The sequence below is a fragment of the Ruegeria sp. YTSA226 genome (assembly GCF_059609905.1).
This window is the reverse complement of record NZ_JBXWMQ010000015.1, coordinates 13,209-28,634: the sequence shown is the minus strand read 5'-3', so window position 1 is coordinate 28,634 and position 15,426 is coordinate 13,209. Positions and strand designations below refer to the sequence as shown.

Here is a 15,426-nt window from a genome sequence, read left to right as displayed (position 1 = left end):
TCACGTCACTTTGCTTTCCAACTGTCCAACCATTTGCGGAATCGGTTGCGATGCTCGCCGATGGCGTCGCTGGTTGCATACAACCCATCCTCGACACTCTCGATCATCGGATCGATCCGCGCCTGGCGGAACCTGCGCCAGCGCACCCAGATTGCCCAGACAATCGCAAAGAAGACCGTCAGGAAGACGATGTTGAACCAAGGGATCAGACGCGCATCCGGACCATCGACATGTTTGATAAAGACAGCGTTTGGAAAGATCGACATGAACTCATTCCGCCAGCCATAATGCGTCACGGCAACCCAGTCCGGGTCGTTTTTGTCCGAGATCGCGTCATTGGCTTCGGTATACAAATTGGCAGTGTCGAATTTGAAATAGGGCGGCCAACCCCAGCTGGTATCTTCGTTGCGATACACAATCGGTTTGCCATTGGCACGTACGGCCTGAATGAACTGTACATCCCGGTTCGACAGACTGGCCGACTGATCATCGGGCTCGGACCAGAAGATCCGGGTCCAGTCGTTCAGGTCCTGCCGTTCTTCATAGGTGTTGACGATCCGAACCACATCCCGTTGCGGCAGAGAATACTGAAGGACTACGGCGACCGTTCCCCAGAAAATCAGAATGAATGCCCATTTCAAATAGGCCATGCTTTACCTCTCACATGTAGTTCACAATGTAGATCAGCGACCCGATCGCTACCCAAGGCACAACATAGACACCCAGGATCAATTTGCGCCGGAACGAATTGTCATAGACGTGCAGCCCCCGTGCGACAAAGGCTGCCTTGTCTCCGGTTTTGCCCTTTTCGTCCCACCAATGCTCTAGCCTGCGGCGACGCACACTGCGTGAATACAGCGACAGGGCAAAATAGGCCACGGTCTGGATGACTAGCAGGACCAGAAACAGGCGCATCGCTCCGAACATTTCAATCCTTTCCTAACGCGCCCCAGGGACCAACGCGGGCGATAACGGTCTCGTTGATCCTGTCTCGACCGCTCATATCCGGCTCATGTCCGAACAGGGCAGCGCGGGCACCCGCCTTGTCCACCTGATACTCACGCGCGAGGAAATCAGCAACATAGGCCTTCTTGGCCTCGGACCAGGATTTGTAGGTGCTATAGAACAGCTCTTTGTGGCAGATGAACATCTGGCGCGGGTCCAGTGGGGCCAATTCGGCCAGCAGCATGTTCACCAGATCACGGTTCGGCGTATCGGCGGCCCGCAGCGTATAGAAATACGCCGAATGATCCGAGGTGATCCGGGGCCACCGCCCGCCATCCGTCGCCCAACGCAATAGCTGCGCCAGCCCATGATAGGCCTCTGGCAACCGATCCGCGTGGGTGCGCGCCAGCCGACGCATATCACTGCGGTTCAGGCCAGTCAGATCGACCCCGGCATCAGCGGCCGCGTCGACGGTCAGGAAGTCCATCTTTTGCTGCAGGATCGCAGCAGCATCCACGCCGCGCGCCTTGACGATGGGTTCGACCAGGTCGTTATAGTCCAGGAACTTGGCGATCTGGTTCCGCTGCGACGGGTCAAACGTGTATTTGATGTTCAGATCGTCGGGCTTTTCGCCCATGCAGATAGCCGCCGGATGATCCAGATCCGGGAACAGATAGAGCCCGCCGAAATGCGCCGTCCAGAAATTTTGCTGCTCAAACGCCGTATGGCGCAGACGGACCGGGTTGCGGGTGACGTCACCGGTTTCCTTCGAGGTTTCGATCATTTTGGCGATCAGGACATCGTCGAACCATGCATCCTCTTCGGTCTTGAAGCGTTCGACCATACCTGCCAGTTGCTCGGCCTTGCGCAGGGTGCCGCCTGCGGTGTCGGCCTCAATCTCGATCTTGCGCAGGTTGAACAGATCGCGGGGATTGCTGAGTTTGAAGACCGAGTTCACCAGTTCTCCGGCCACCGCATCGGTGGCGGTCAGGGCAAACAGTTGCGCCTCGTTCATCTCGATAAATTCGCGCAGGATATCGCGCGAGGTCGAGAATTTGACGTTCAGCAGAGGCGCACGTTTCTGTTCGGTCGTCAGCAGGATGAACTGCCGGTTGACCCCGTTGGGGTTGAGGTAGAGCTCATCCTCCAGCTCAATCCCCACCTCAGGCGAGTAGCCCGAGATATCGACATGGAAATCCGTCAACGCCGTGGTCCTGCCCGCCAGATGCTGCAACGCGCGGTTATACCGCTCGACCAGAGCCGGGCTGGAGATGTGGACGAGGTTGCCGAACATCAGGCCTTTTTCGATGAGGCGGATCATGACGTTTGCCTTCCCGCGCAACGGTAGCGATGCTCCCGGCCCGAGGGTGGGTGCGGAACGCGCCCGCCCTGGGGAGCGGGTCGGGCGCGTCGCGGCTTCGCCGCGATATCACGCTCAACCAGAACCACGATTTTCTCTAACTCAAAACTCATGCGCGCAATCCTCTTGCGAAGGCAAAAATGATCGCGAATCCAACGGGTATTGCTATCAACCAGAACTGTTGCTGAAAATAGACCATAACATCTGCGGGATTTGCGTTGCCAGCGTCCACAGCAAAGCGGTCGACAAAAACATCCGTTAAAGCATAGCTGGCAAGAATTGTTAGAGGTGCGCAAGCCGCACCGTAGGCCAACAATGGAAGAAGCCATTCCTTTCCATTCTCTTTGGTCGCACGAGCCGTGTGATAGGCTCGTAAACCTATTAGTATAGCAACCGCAGTACTCACCAGTAGCGGTAGACCTATGGCGATCAGATAGGTCACTTCCCCTCCAGATACCGCCGCTTGGCCTCTTCCATCCGGCCCATCTCACGCACCGCGTTGTCGATGGCGACCTCGTCGCTCTTGTCGGCATAGCGGAACTCGCTGTCGGCGTAGCGATTGATCTCTTGCATCACCATTTCCACCGTGATCGGCTGGCGCAGGTCCTCGATCATGGCCTTCTTGGTGACGTAGTCGCGGAACAGGAACAGGTCGGGGTTCTCCATCCATTCGTCGGGCAGTTCGAAATCCATCGCGCGGACCTTGACCGCATCGGTGATGTTCTTGATCGCGCGGCCGGTGAACCGTTCATCCGCCTGTTGGATCGCCTTCAGGTAGGTGCCCATCTTGGCAATCGTGTCCAACTGCCCGATCTGCCCTGAAACCCGGTCATAGACCTGCAAGAGAGCCTCTTCATGCGGCCGGGAGTGGCTTTCGAAACTGGCAGCGACGGCCTTCTTGATCTCTTGCGCGGCATAGGCTTCGTGCTCGCCCAGCGGGATGTCATGGTTGCGGCCCATCAGCAGGTGCAGGATGTCGATGTAATCCTCGCGTGTTTGCGGCCCGTCCACCAGAAACCGTGCGCCCGCCCTCTGGCGCAGGGCGTCGTCCACATTCTCGGGGTAGTTCGAGAACATGCCAAAGGTACAGTTGCCGCGCACGACGGTGTTGGCGCCCGCAAAGCTTTCCATCAGCACTGCGGTGATTTCCAACTGCCCGGCCGAGGACTGCCGGTCGCCGCGTTTGCCCGCCAGTTGGTCGATGTCGTCGATGGTGCCGAACCCGATGACCGAAGGGTCGAGGATCGTGTTGATAAACGCTTTGGCGTTCTGGCCGGATTTGCCCTGATAGCTGTCGATATTGTCGGTGCTCAGGTTCTGATAGCGGAACGGATAACCCGCGTTGTGGCAATAGTCATTGATCAGCCCGGCCATCATCTGGATCAGGGTGGTCTTGCCGGTGCCCGGTTTACCGTCGCCCATGAAGGTAAAGATGAACCCGCCAAGCTCGGCAAATGGGTTCAGGCGGCGGTCGAAATCATAGGCCATCACCATCTTGGCCAGCTTCATCGCCTGATACTTGGCGATATGGTTGCCGACCACCTCGTTCGGTTTCTTGAACGTCATGGTCAGGGTGGTGGATTTGGCTTTGGACGCTGGCTCAAACCCTCGGATCGTCAGATCATCAGCCTCTATATGCCAGGCGGCGTTCTGGAATGGGGCCAGATGGCCGGCGGATTGGGCGCGTAGGGCAGCCTTGTCCATCAGTTGCTCGGCATAGGCGCTGGTGGCCGCGATCAAATGCGCATCATCGGGCGCGTGTTTGGCGAGGGTTTGGTCCAGCTCCCAAAGCGCGCCGTGCAGGGCAAGCTGGCCATTGTCGGCCAGAACTTCTTCGATTTCCCCGACATCAACTGTGGTCTCGCCCAGATGTGAGGACATCAAATAGGCCAGTGCATTGCCGAAACTGTGCGAGGTGATCAGCGCCTCGGCTGTCAGCAGTTCCGAGAATTCGGTCTTGCGCGCGGCGGGCAAATCCCCGGCCAAATTCGCACGTTTTAGATCGGCCAGAGGGGTTTGTTCGGCATAGGCCTCAGACACGGCCAGAGCGATGGCGACGGCGCGACGAATAGCCTGTTGCGTGGTGGCCTGCGGCGGAGAAACCAGCGTATCGCCATCATCAGACGCCTCAATCCGTTCCACCAGATGCACCCCGTCGGCCCGCACAGTGCGCCGTGTCACCAGACCCGGCGTGGTAGACCGAAACCGCCGACCCGTGGAGACGCCCGGCGACCTCTCAACCGCGGCCTCAACCGCTTTGGCAATCCGCGGCGCGTGCTCGAACCCGTTCAGCAAGGCGGTGGCCGCAGTGTAGTGCTTGCGGATATCGTCTTCGCGCAATTCCATCTGGTCTGACGTCAAACTCATCTCAAAATAGCCTTTACTGTCTTCAATATCTCAACACCTGCCCGGTCTTGCTGACGACGAACTTGCGCACGTCGGCAAAACCCGGCGGGTTGCGCTCGGCCAGTACCTGGAACGGGCGTTGTGGCAGAATGATCGAGCGCTCGGTTTGCGTCGCCCCCGTCTCGGCCCCCTGCCCGCCGAATGGGTCCAGCGCAAACACCTCGCGGTCGACAGTCCCGAACCAGCCTGAGCGTTCCTGAATCACATCCTCGCTTCGCAGCGCTTCAGTGGTCCAGGCCAAGGCCCAATCCTGACCCGCAGGGGATTTCGCATCCTCCAGCACCTGCCGCAGCGGGCCGGATTGCTCGGTAAAGGCCGAGGAATACATTGGCCCCACATGAATGCGGCGCAGGTGTTTGGGATGCAGGTCGTCGAAATCCTGATCAAAGCCTTTGGCGATGGTCACCAGTTTCAGACCACCCAAGGATTGCGCCATCAGATGCGCCTGCACTTCGGGCCAGCGGCGTTGATCTTTGGGCAGGGCCGTGCGCCCCGAATCCTCCAACTCCATCAGGTAGATGACCGGCAGGTTTATTTGGCTGTCATAGACGGCCCAGTGGATCAGGAATTTTCGCCGCTCGCCCTCATTGCCAATCCAGTGACATTCGGGATCGTTGCGGGCCCAGAACAGCTCACCCTTCAGCAATTCCTCGTAATAGAGCCTTTGGGACAGCGCGAATTGCAGCTTGGTCGGGATCTCCCGGTCGCTGATGATGGTGCGAACCATGTCGGTTTTCAGCTCATCCTCGGACGGCATATTCGCCAGATGCACCTGCGCCTGCTGCGCGTCATTGGCCATGGTCAGCAGCTCGGCCGCCACCGGAAAGCCGCTGTCGCGCTTGTCCATGGCGAGGCTGCCAAAGAACCGCCCCGTATCGCGCCCGACCAGCAGGTATTTCATGGACAGCGCACGGAAGGTGTAGAGCAGCCCCGAGAGATAGCTCGACACGATCCGCACCTCTTGTTTTGAGATCGCGCCCTCCGCCTCCATCGTCGCGGCCACGCGCAGAAGGTGGACGGTGATTACCTCGAATTTGCGAAAGTAACGACGCGAGGCGAAGGTATCGGTCAGGCCGACATGGTCTTGGGTGAGGTTAAGGTCACTCATTCACGTTTGCCTGCGATTGACGCTTCTGTTTTCTTAATAGAACGAGAGCCCACATTACGGCCACGACGCCCGCCAGCATACTGGGAGTGCCCAGCAAAAACGCCAAATGGTAGGATACACGAGCTATGAACATTCCAAAGCTGCCCTGTGCAAACAAAAGCCCGGACAATAACGCCGCCAAAATAGGCCAAAAAATCATCGCTATACCGAACCAGAGTATTCTGAAGCCGACGACCTTGGGTCTTTGTTGAATTTGTTCAGTCAACGGTTCCGTTCCACAAACGATGAGCCGAATGAGAAAGGCTGGCGACCACAAGAACGACGGCCACCCATCCAAACGGTCCGCCTAGAACGGCGTACATCACTGAGAACACAAGCCAGAAACTGCCGAGAACGATCCACCAAAACCAGTTCTCTGGAGCCACCAGAAATGTAAAAAACTCCAGCAGTTCCAAGATCAACCCCCATACAAATTCTTATCATGCTTCTCGACAATCGACGCAAACCGGCGGGCAAAGCGTTCATCTGCCTTGGCCTTTTTCTCCAGCACGTCGCGGGCAAAGACCATGTGGTCCTCATGCGCCTCAAGCATGTCGGCCATTTTCTGGTTGGTCGCGGTGCCGATCGAGGCCATGGCGGTTTGCGCCTCTTGGTCGGTCTGCACGCCGATCTCGTTGATGCGGTGGGCCACGTCCTGCTGCTGCGCGGTTTTCAGCGATTTGGTCAGGGCGTCATACAGCACCACGCGCTGTTGCGTGTCTGTCTGCAGCTTGTTGATCAGCACCATCTGCGTCGCCGCCTGGTTCTGCAGGGAATCGACCCAGGTCTTGCCCTTTTCGATATAGCGCTCAAGCGTTTGGCTTTTGGCCAGCTTGACCTGCTCTTCCTGAACCTTGGCGTTGTATTGCTTGTTCAGCTCGGCCAGCTCAGTTTCCAGCTGGGTGCGCGCGGCGGCGTCCTGTTCGACGCTGATCTTGTTCTCCAGCGTGATGATCGTCGGGTCCATGCCCTGAATTTCGGCGCGCAATGCCTCCAGCTCGGCCACGGTGGCCTCACGGTCGTCCAGCGTGCCGGTCAGGTTGTTTTCAACCTTCACGCGCTGCTCTTCCAGCACCGACAGCTGCCCTTCCAGCAGTTTCACGATCACGTCGGATTTGGCGATCAGGTCCTGCAGCTTGTCATCGATACTGGCTGTGCGCATCCGCTCCTGCCGCATCGATTCAGATTTACCCTTCGAGAAGATGCCAACAAACGTCTCCCACCCGGATTTTGAACGCATCTCGTCAAAATCCTTAGAGAATGCGCTGGTGACGTCATCCAGACCCATGATCAGCTCGGCGATATTGGCGTTCATGACTTCGGTATGGGCGTGCACATCTTCCAAAGTGGCGTTCTCGATATCGATATCCGCCTCGGCCGTGCCAATCTTGGCCCGTGCAGCCTCAATCCGCGAGGTCAGTCCTTGGATCTGCGACTGGCTTTCGCGCACTTTCGTCTGTGTTTCTTCAATCAACGCTTCGAATTGCTGGTTCGACATCTCTGCTGTCCCCTGTTTTCTATATTTACCCAATAAGATAGGGAATGTTATGTTCATTTACATCCCCTTGAGCCCTCAAATCACCGAGACTTTTACAATTTCGTATCGAAAAAGATAGGCCACGCAGGCGAGATATCTGCACTCTGCAACGATGAATTTGATCAAATCTGGATTGATCCTGCCCGCCGAGTGGACATAGACAAATGCGACGCCACCTGTTTGGGTGCGCGCAAACCCTTTTCTGCCGGAGTCCGACCCATGCTGGATACTACGACCGACCTGAAATCCATTCTGAAAAACCCCGATCTGCTGGTGACCAAGGCCTATATCGGCGGCCAGTGGGTCGATGGTGACAATGGGACGTTTTCCGTCACCAACCCTGCGCGGGGCGACGTGATCGCCGAGGTCGCCGATCTGAGCCGTGCACAGGTTGCAGGTGCCATCGCTCAGGCTGAGGCCGCGCAAAAGGAATGGGCCAAGCTGACCGGCAAGGAACGTGCGGTGATCCTGCGCCGCTGGTACGATCTGATGATGGAAAACGCCGAGGATCTGGGCAAGATCCTGACCGCCGAACAGGGCAAGCCGCTGGCCGAAGCCGTGGGTGAGATCGGCTATGGTGCCTCGTTCATCGAGTTTTTCGGCGAAGAGGCCAAGCGCATCTATGGCGAGACTATTCCAGGTCATCAGCGCGACAAACGCATCATGGTGCTGAAACAGCCCATCGGCGTTGCGGCCTCGATCACGCCCTGGAACTTCCCCAATGCGATGATCACTCGAAAGGCCGGACCGGCGCTTGCAGCCGGATGCGCCTTTGTCGCCCGGCCTGCCGCCGAGACACCCTTGTCGGCGCTGGTTCTGGGCGCATTGGCCCAGCAGGCAGGCATCCCCGCCGGTGTGTTCAACGTGGTGCCCTCGTCGCACGCCAGCGAAATCGGCAAGGAATTCTGCGAAAACCCCGGCGTGCGCAAGCTGACCTTTACCGGCTCAACCGAAGTCGGGCGCATCCTGCTGCGGCAGGCGGCGGAACAGGTGATGAAATGCTCGATGGAACTGGGCGGCAATGCGCCGTTCATCGTGTTTGACGATGCCGATCTGGATGCCGCCGTCGAAGGCGCGATGATGTGCAAGTTCCGCAATAACGGCCAGACCTGTGTCTGTGCCAACCGCATCTATGTGCAGGCCGGTGTCTATGACGCGTTTGCTGCCAAGTTGAAGGCTGCGGTCGAGGCTCTGAACGTCGGCGACGGCCTGAACGAAGGCATCACCACCGGACCGCTGATCAATGATGACGCCGTTGCAAAGGTGCAGGAACACATCAAGGATGTAACCGACAAAGGCGGCCAAATCCTGACCGGTGGCCTGCCGCACGATCTGGGCGGCACCTTCTTTGAGCCGACCATTGTCACCGGTGTGACGCAGGACATGCTGGTGGCGCAGGACGAAACCTTTGGCCCGCTGGCACCGCTGTTCAAGTTCGAGGATGAAGACGACGTGATCGCCATGGCCAATGACACGATCTTTGGTCTGGCCTCGTATTTCTATGCCAAGGATCTCAGCCGCGTTTACAAAGTGGCCGAAGCGCTGGAATACGGGATCGTTGGTGTGAACACCGGCATCATCTCAACCGAGTTGGGCCCGTTTGGCGGCGTCAAACAATCCGGCTTGGGCCGCGAAGGCAGCCATCATGGCATGGAAGACTATCTGGAGATGAAATACATCTGCCTGTCGGTCTGATCCGCCCAAACCTTCGCTGTACAGATGGCCGTAAAGGCAACGCCCCGCGTCTGGAGGAACGCGGGGCGCATGGTGCGGTAATCCAGAGAGGAACGATTACCGCGGCGTGGTGACTGACTGCCTCAGTTTACGGCTTTGGCGTCAACCACATCCTTTTCGATGGCCTTGCTGGACGAAATCTCGATCCGGCGGGCTTTCAGGGCTTCGGGCACCTCGCGCTTGAGATCGATATTCAGCATGCCGTTCTCATGGCTGGCACCGGTAACACGAACGTGGTCGGCAAGGGCAAAACGGCGCTCGAACGCGCGGGTGGCGATGCCGCGGTGCAGATAGCTGCGATCTTTGTCTTCCGCAGTTTTCTTACCGGCGACGACCAACGAATTCTCTTTCACTTCGACCGAAAGATCGGCCTCGGAAAAACCGGCAACAGCAACCGAGATACGATAGGTGTCGACATCGGTTTTTTCGATGTTGTAGGGCGGATAGCTGGGTTGAGCCACATCATTGGTCAGAACGCGATCCATCATGTCAGCGATCTGGTCAAAACCTACAGTGGCGCGGTGCAGCGGTGCAAAGTCAAATGTACGCATATGTCGTATCCTCATGTTTGAGCGATGAACGTAATGCCCTCCGATCGGACGGGCGTTCGATTGTCTCAGGCCCCGTTTGCGGCGACCCGATACATTTGACATGGGAAACGTTCTGGCCGAGTTCAACCCCCTCCGGAGCTGATGAATTTCGCACCGGTATCCGACTTGCCTGATCCCACCTGCAATCGCTTTATTGTCGCCTTTGGTTTAGGGGCATCCCGGCGCAGAGTCGCCTTCAGATCGGCCACAATTTCCTGCAATTCCATGCCGAATCCCACTTTCTGCCGACCATCCGTACCAACTGCAGAGACTACTGAAAGTATTTGCCAGCGCGGACCGTTTCGCGCCAACAGGGCCGAACCCGAGGACCCAAAGGTAATGTCGCAGTTGAATGTGATCAGGCCCTGATAGCGCTGCAGGATTTTGCAGGACCGTTCCCGCGTAATCGCATTCGATCGGCCCCGACCATACGATGCAAGACTGACCTCATCCCCCGCCACGCGCCCGTTATGCAACGCAAAGGGATCGGCCACGGAATAGGGGATCGGTTGATCCAGCCGCATCAACGCGACATCAACGCGCACGGCATCGGGCGACAGTTGAGCGAAACGTGTGTAATCCGGATGTGCCGCGATCTGCACCACCTTGCGATCTGCCAACGCAGTTCCGTCGCTTAGCCCTGCCCGAAAGGTTACCTGCCCCGGCCCATAGGGTTGACCGGTTCTTTTGTCCAAGGCGCAATGGGCCGCGGTCAGTACCAGATCCTGTGCGATCAACGTACCCGTACAAAACCCCTCGGCGCCGATATCCAGGCGGCCGACGGCCTCCCAGCCATATAGGTCATCGCGGTCGGTGAGTTTGCGTTTTGCACTTTGCGCCTGGGACATCGTTGTCATCATAGCCAGGCATAAAAACAGGCTTGCCCAAAATCGGATCATGGCCGGACGAACCTGGCGCCAATATGACGGCTTGCCGAATCGCCGGTTTCCGAGCCGCTGAATCCGCGCCCGGCGGACAGTTCACTCCGCAGCAAAGGCAGCGAAACCTCGACCGCGGTACCTATGGCCACAGGCTCGCCATTGAATTCCGCCTTGGCCGCCACGACCGAGACGATCCGAGGTCTTTCGCCCTCGAACGCAAATACCGGGGCGCCGGAGGATCCAAACTCGACATCACAGGACAGGACAAGAACCTCGGAAACGCCGGTCACGACCGAGCAGACCTCCTGCAATGATGGCGCCTCGGCGCGGTCCTTCGCATAGGACACAACCCCAACTTCCTGTCCGCGAACGGGCCGATCGCCAGTATCAAATGGAATGACCGAGGTACTGCGGATTGGCTGCCATAGCTCGATCAGCGCAATATCGCTACCGATCCGGTTGGTCGGGGTTTCGTCGTCGTAAAAGTAATCGGGGTGAATCACTGCCCTGCGCGCCGCACGATAGGCTGATGCCCGACCCAGACGCCAGGCGGCAAGAAATTCGACCTTAGACAGGTCAATGCGTTGGCCTGTGGCCTTATCATAAAGACAATGCGCTGCCGTCAGCACCTGGTTCTGCGCAATCAGCGTCGCGGTGCAGAATGCTTCGCCGTCAATATTCAAGCGCCCGACAGCCATCCAGGCCCGCCCGGCATCGGTGGTGTCCAGACTCTTCAGCCCACTATCCTGCGCCGTTGCAGCCATCGGTATGAGTGCCAGCGCCAAAGCCTTGATCCAGTTTCTCAAGCGGTTCTCCGGCGTTGCTTTCGGCATATGTTCATAGCTGTCAGGTACGGCGAAAATAGGGCATCGACAGTATAGCACGTTTCCCGTTCTATCTGATGCAGCCCTGCATCAGGCAGCTAACGCAGGATCGGCACGGCCGTTCCCATCTCATGACCCTGCTGCATCGCACGCGGCAACGGCCCGCCTGTGGACCAATCCAACAGCTCGACCGTATGCAAAATAGGTATCTGCGTGGCCGAACCGATCTGCATCATGCAACCAATATTGCCTGCAGCGATAACATCAGGGTTCTTAGCCTCAAGCGTCCGAACCTTGCGTTGCTTTAACAAACCCGAGATTTCGGGCTGCATCAGGTTATAGGTCCCGGCGCTGCCACAGCACAGATGGCTGTCTGAAGGCTCTAACACGGTGAAACCCGCATTCTTCAACAGGTCTTTGGGATGGTTTTTGATCTTTTGCCCATGCTGCAAAGAACAAGCGGCATGATAGGCGACGGTCATGCCCTTGTGCTGGCCTCCGGGCAGGTCCAGTTGCACCAGCAATTCGCTGATATCCATGGCAATCGCCGAAACCCGCGCGGCATCTGCCGCCAAAGCCTCGTTTCGGAACATGTGCCCGTAATCCTTGACGGTCGTACCACAACCTGAGGTGTTGATGACGATGGCATCCAGCCCCTGGCCATCGATCTCTCTGGTCCAGGCCTGTATATTGGCCGCCGCCGCTTTATGGCTGTCAGCCACCTTGCCCATGTGATGGGTCAGCGCACCACAGCATCCCGCGCCTTTGGCCACAACGACTTCGCAGCCCAGTCGGGTCAGCAGGCGAATCGTGGCGTCGTTGATATCCGTGTTCAGCGCCTTTTGGGCGCAGCCTGTCATCAGTGCCACGCGCTTTTTCGGCGCTCCTTTAGGGGCAAAGCGTTGCGGGTCATCGTTGCGGCTGACCGGAGGGATATGTTTTGGTGCCATCTCCAGCATCGCCCGCAGCCGCGCATCCGGCATCAGAAACCGGAAGGGACGGCCCAGCTTGGCCCCGATCAGGGCCCAGCGAAACCGCATCGGATAGGGCAGAATCTGCGCCAGAACCCAACGCAGAAGGCGATCGGTCAGCGGGCGTTTGTAATTCTGCTCGATATACTCGCGCGCGTGATCGACCAGATGCATATAGTGAACGCCCGACGGACAGGTGGTCATGCAGGCCAGACAGGACAGGCAGCGGTCGATATGTTTGACGGTTTTCTCATCCGGGACACGCTCATTCTCAAGCATGTCCTTGATCAGGTAGATCCGTCCGCGCGGGCTGTCGAGCTCATCCCCCAGCACCTGATAAGTCGGGCAAGTGGCGGTACAAAAGCCGCAATGAACACAGCTGCGCAGGATCTGGTTCGAGCGTTGGATCGCCGGATCCTGCAGCTGTTTTTCGGTGAAATCTGTCTGCATTACCCTACCCCATCAGCCCCGGGTTAAACAGCCCTCGGGGATCAAATTTCGCCCGAATGCCTTTTATTAGAGCCTGTATAGCTACACTCTCAGGCTGGAACCGGCCCAGCCGCTCGACCGTTTCCGCATCGCCGCGCACAAGGGTTGCATGACCAGAAAAAGTGCCAAGTCGCGCCCGCAAATCGGTCCCCGCAGGAAGGCGCAGCCAGATCAGACCGCCGCCCCAGTCGTAGAACACCTGTTCAGCCTCGGCCCGCGCCGCGATCATCGGGGCGTCACCGGGCGTGACAGACAGACGCCACACGTCGCCAGCCTTGCCCCGGAACGCGTGAACATCGCGGGTCGCCGTCCACAGCGTTGCCGGTTCATCGACATTTGCGATCTGGCCGAACCCAGACAGTTCGGATGTCAGCCTCTCGGTTCTGTAAGCGACGGAGTCCGCAAATCCTTCGACCCTAACAAAGGCTTTTTCGCACTCCGGGTCATAAGCTGCGCCAGTGACCTCGAACGGAGATCTAAGCGCTGCGGACAGCGTTTTTATCGCTGCTTCTGCATTAGATACGGTCACTGACAGCGTTGCTGTGTGTTCCGGCTTGGGCAGGACTTTCAGCGACACTTCGGTCAGCACGCCCAACCTTCCCCAGGACCCACAGATCAGCTTGACCAGATCATAGCCAGTGACATTCTTCATCACCCGCCCGCCATTTTTGATCACCTGCCCGGTGCCATCGACATATCGCACCCCCAGTAAGAAATCGCGACATGCGCCTGCCTGAATGCGGCGCGGCCCCGAGATGTTGGCGGCAACCACACCGCCGATGGTCGGCTCGCCTTGGGTGCCCAACAGGCTGCGATGGTCCATCGGCTCAAAGGCCAGTTGCTGGCCCTCGGCGTCCAATGCGGCCTCAACCTCGGCTAGCGGTGTTCCGGCCTGCGCAACCAGCGTTAAGGCGCCGGGTTCATACAGTGTGATGCCTGTCATCCCGCAGGTTTCAATCACTTGGCCGGAACCCGCAATGCCACGAGTGCCGCCGCCTGTGATACGCACGGCGCCTGTAAGTCCGGCAACCATCTGGGCCAGTTCAGTTTCGGACGTGGGTTTCATCATATATCTCTTTGTTAGAGCCTATTTTTCGGCTATTTGCGGGTTGCGACGCGGTTCGGAGGCGTCCAGCGGGAACACTTTAGCCGGGTTCAGCAACCATCCTGGATCGAACACATCTTTAACCGCCATCTGCGCCTCAAGATCGGCAGGGGCATATTGATGATGCATCAGATCGCGCTTTTCGATTCCCACACCGTGCTCGCCGGTCAGGCAACCGCCCTCATCCACACAAAGTTTCAGGATTTCCGCACCGAACGCCTCACATTTTTCGAGGTCGCCGGGTTTGTTGGCATCAAACAGGATCAAAGGGTGCATGTTCCCGTCGCCGGCATGGAATACATTTCCAACCGGCAGGCCGAACTCATCGCTCAGCTCACCAATCCGGCGCAATACGGCGGGCAGCGCCGATACCGGGATGGTCCCATCTAGGCACATATAGTCGTTCATCTGCCCCATGGCGCCAAAGGCCGATTTGCGGCCCAACCAGATCCGGGCGCTTTCATCCGCCGACTGGCTCTCGCGCAGCTCGACCGGATCGTGGCGTTTTGCAATCTCGACAATCTTGGCCAGCTGGCTGTCGATCTCGGCCTCCGAGCCTTCGACCTCGACAATCAACAATGCTTCGCATTCCGGATACCCGGCATGCGCAAAGTTTTCGCAGGTCTGAATGCACAGGCGATCCATGAACTCAATCGCGACAGGCAAGATACCGGACTTGATGATGTCCGAAACGCATTGGCCTGCGATTTCATTGTCATCAAACCCCATCAGGACGGGCCGTGCGCCTTCTGGCTTGCGCAGGATGCGCAAGGTCGCTTCGGTGACAACGCCCAGTTGCCCTTCGGACCCGCAGATCACCCCCAGCAGGTCAAGACCCGGCGCGTCCAGATGAGCGCCACCGATTTCGACTACGCTGCCATCCATCATTACCAGGGTCACACCCAGCAGGTTGTTCGTGGTCACCCCGTATTTCAGGCAATGCGCCCCGCCGGAATTCATCGCGATATTGCCCGCAATCGCGCAAGCCAGTTGCGACGATGGATCGGGGGCATAAAAGAAATCCTCTTCCTCGACCGCGCCGGTGACGCTCAGGTTGGTGCGCCCAGTCTGGACCTTGATGAATCGGTTGTCATAATCAACCTCCAGCACGTCGTTCATCCGGGCCACGCCCAGTATGACGCAATCAGCTGTTGGCAGCGCGCCCCCGGCCAGCGACGTACCTGCACCGCGCGGTACCACCGGTACGCCTTCGTCATGGCAAATGCGCAAGATATCCGAGACCTGCTGCGTTGTCGAAGGCAAAACCGCCAGCATCGGCGGGCATCTATAGGCGGTCAAAGCATCGCATTCATAGGCGCGTGTCTCGGCCGGGTCATAAATGATCGCGTCGTCCGGCAGAACCCCCGACAGGCGCGCCACCACCGCATCTTTGCGACGCAGGACATCAGGGCTTGGCTTTGGCATTTCCATGGCAGG

The 15,426-nt window shown here is 58.2% G+C and carries 16 protein-coding genes; 1 reads left to right on the top strand and 15 read right to left on the bottom strand.

All coding sequences use genetic code 11. The features are described 5' to 3' along the window. Nucleotides 1-5: 5 nt before the first annotated feature. From AC2FFF_RS16080 to AC2FFF_RS16040, 9 genes are all read right to left on the bottom strand, one after another. Complete coding sequence (locus tag AC2FFF_RS16080) at nt 6-650, bottom strand: DUF1523 family protein (protein ID WP_281995572.1); 645 nt, start codon at nt 648-650, stop codon at nt 6-8. Between the two features lie 10 nt (nt 651-660). Further along, nucleotides 661-927, bottom strand: a complete 267-nt coding sequence (locus tag AC2FFF_RS16075; RefSeq protein ID WP_271950857.1) for a hypothetical protein — start codon at nt 925-927, stop codon at nt 661-663. Nucleotide 928: 1 nt separating this feature from the next. After that, nucleotides 929-2,266, bottom strand: coding sequence for a DUF6638 family protein (locus tag AC2FFF_RS16070; RefSeq protein ID WP_281995571.1), 1,338 nt, complete (start codon nt 2,264-2,266; stop codon nt 929-931). A 148-nt stretch (nt 2,267-2,414) separates the two neighbouring features. After that, nucleotides 2,415-2,747, bottom strand: a complete 333-nt coding sequence (locus AC2FFF_RS16065; RefSeq protein WP_496882994.1) for a hypothetical protein — start codon at nt 2,745-2,747, stop codon at nt 2,415-2,417. Next, complete coding sequence (locus AC2FFF_RS16060; RefSeq protein WP_496708157.1) at nt 2,744-4,672, bottom strand: AAA family ATPase; 1,929 nt, start codon at nt 4,670-4,672, stop codon at nt 2,744-2,746. The genes AC2FFF_RS16065 and AC2FFF_RS16060 overlap by 4 nt, the downstream gene beginning before the upstream one ends. Nucleotides 4,673-4,694: 22 nt before the next feature. Then, nucleotides 4,695-5,819 carry a hypothetical protein gene (locus AC2FFF_RS16055; protein ID WP_281973556.1) on the bottom strand — a complete coding sequence of 375 codons (1,125 nt, stop codon included), beginning with the start codon at nt 5,817-5,819 and terminating at the stop codon, nt 4,695-4,697. Next, the gene (locus AC2FFF_RS16050; protein WP_281973555.1) at nt 5,812-6,084 is read right to left on the bottom strand and encodes a hypothetical protein; all 273 of its coding nucleotides are present in this window, start codon (nt 6,082-6,084) and stop codon (nt 5,812-5,814) included. The genes AC2FFF_RS16055 and AC2FFF_RS16050 overlap by 8 nt, the downstream gene beginning before the upstream one ends. Further along, nucleotides 6,077-6,274: a hypothetical protein gene (locus AC2FFF_RS16045; protein WP_281973554.1), complete on the bottom strand. Its 198-nt coding sequence runs from the start codon at nt 6,272-6,274 to the stop codon at nt 6,077-6,079. The genes AC2FFF_RS16050 and AC2FFF_RS16045 overlap by 8 nt, the downstream gene beginning before the upstream one ends. Before the next feature lie 2 nt (nt 6,275-6,276). After that, nucleotides 6,277-7,356 (bottom strand): coiled-coil domain-containing protein, encoded by a 1,080-nt coding sequence (locus tag AC2FFF_RS16040; RefSeq protein WP_271950875.1) that lies wholly within the window; start codon nt 7,354-7,356, stop codon nt 6,277-6,279. A gap of 258 nt (nt 7,357-7,614) precedes the next feature. On the opposite strand from AC2FFF_RS16040, the gene AC2FFF_RS16035 reads away from it, so the two are divergent. Continuing rightward, entirely contained in the window at nt 7,615-9,090 is a 1,476-nt protein-coding gene (locus AC2FFF_RS16035) for an NAD-dependent succinate-semialdehyde dehydrogenase (RefSeq protein ID WP_281973553.1), read from the top strand. Nucleotides 9,091-9,212: 122 nt separating this feature from the next. On the opposite strand, the gene AC2FFF_RS16030 is transcribed toward AC2FFF_RS16035, so the two are convergent. The 6 genes from AC2FFF_RS16030 to AC2FFF_RS16005 form a co-directional block, all read right to left on the bottom strand. Beyond that, on the bottom strand, nt 9,213-9,680 hold the full coding sequence (locus tag AC2FFF_RS16030; RefSeq protein WP_142638359.1) for an Hsp20 family protein: 468 nt from the start codon (nt 9,678-9,680) through the stop codon (nt 9,213-9,215). 122 nt (nt 9,681-9,802) lie between these two features. After that, nucleotides 9,803-10,576: a trypsin-like serine peptidase gene (locus AC2FFF_RS16025; RefSeq protein WP_246097254.1), complete on the bottom strand. Its 774-nt coding sequence runs from the start codon at nt 10,574-10,576 to the stop codon at nt 9,803-9,805. A gap of 38 nt (nt 10,577-10,614) precedes the next feature. After that, nucleotides 10,615-11,406: a trypsin-like serine peptidase gene (locus AC2FFF_RS16020; RefSeq protein WP_281973552.1), complete on the bottom strand. Its 792-nt coding sequence runs from the start codon at nt 11,404-11,406 to the stop codon at nt 10,615-10,617. A 116-nt stretch (nt 11,407-11,522) separates the two neighbouring features. Then, nucleotides 11,523-12,845 (bottom strand): glycolate oxidase subunit GlcF, encoded by a 1,323-nt coding sequence (glcF, locus tag AC2FFF_RS16015; protein ID WP_281973551.1) that lies wholly within the window; start codon nt 12,843-12,845, stop codon nt 11,523-11,525. Nucleotides 12,846-12,849: 4 nt separating this feature from the next. Then, nucleotides 12,850-13,950, bottom strand: coding sequence for an FAD-binding protein (locus AC2FFF_RS16010; protein WP_281973550.1), 1,101 nt, complete (start codon nt 13,948-13,950; stop codon nt 12,850-12,852). 21 nt (nt 13,951-13,971) lie between these two features. Next, nucleotides 13,972-15,420, bottom strand: coding sequence for an FAD-linked oxidase C-terminal domain-containing protein (locus AC2FFF_RS16005; protein WP_281973549.1), 1,449 nt, complete (start codon nt 15,418-15,420; stop codon nt 13,972-13,974). Nucleotides 15,421-15,426: the final 6 nt, after the last annotated feature.

Excerpts from the sequence above, each read along its gene's own strand:
- AC2FFF_RS16080 (WP_281995572.1), bottom strand. The coding sequence starts at position 650 with ATGGCCTATTTGAAATGGGCATTCATTCTGATTTTCTGGGGAACGGTC.
- AC2FFF_RS16075 (WP_271950857.1), bottom strand. The coding sequence starts at position 927 with ATGTTCGGAGCGATGCGCCTGTTTCTGGTCCTGCTAGTCATCCAGACC.
- AC2FFF_RS16070 (WP_281995571.1), bottom strand. The coding sequence starts at position 2,266 with ATGATCCGCCTCATCGAAAAAGGCCTGATGTTCGGCAACCTCGTCCAC.
- AC2FFF_RS16060 (WP_496708157.1), bottom strand. The coding sequence starts at position 4,672 with ATGAGTTTGACGTCAGACCAGATGGAATTGCGCGAAGACGATATCCGC.
- AC2FFF_RS16055 (WP_281973556.1), bottom strand. The coding sequence starts at position 5,819 with ATGAGTGACCTTAACCTCACCCAAGACCATGTCGGCCTGACCGATACC.
- AC2FFF_RS16040 (WP_271950875.1), bottom strand. The coding sequence starts at position 7,356 with ATGTCGAACCAGCAATTCGAAGCGTTGATTGAAGAAACACAGACGAAA.
- AC2FFF_RS16035 (WP_281973553.1), top strand. The coding sequence starts at position 7,615 with ATGCTGGATACTACGACCGACCTGAAATCCATTCTGAAAAACCCCGAT.
- AC2FFF_RS16030 (WP_142638359.1), bottom strand. The coding sequence starts at position 9,680 with ATGCGTACATTTGACTTTGCACCGCTGCACCGCGCCACTGTAGGTTTT.
- AC2FFF_RS16025 (WP_246097254.1), bottom strand. The coding sequence starts at position 10,576 with ATGACAACGATGTCCCAGGCGCAAAGTGCAAAACGCAAACTCACCGAC.
- glcF (WP_281973551.1), bottom strand. The coding sequence starts at position 12,845 with ATGCAGACAGATTTCACCGAAAAACAGCTGCAGGATCCGGCGATCCAA.
- AC2FFF_RS16010 (WP_281973550.1), bottom strand. The coding sequence starts at position 13,950 with ATGAAACCCACGTCCGAAACTGAACTGGCCCAGATGGTTGCCGGACTT.
- AC2FFF_RS16005 (WP_281973549.1), bottom strand. The coding sequence starts at position 15,420 with ATGGAAATGCCAAAGCCAAGCCCTGATGTCCTGCGTCGCAAAGATGCG.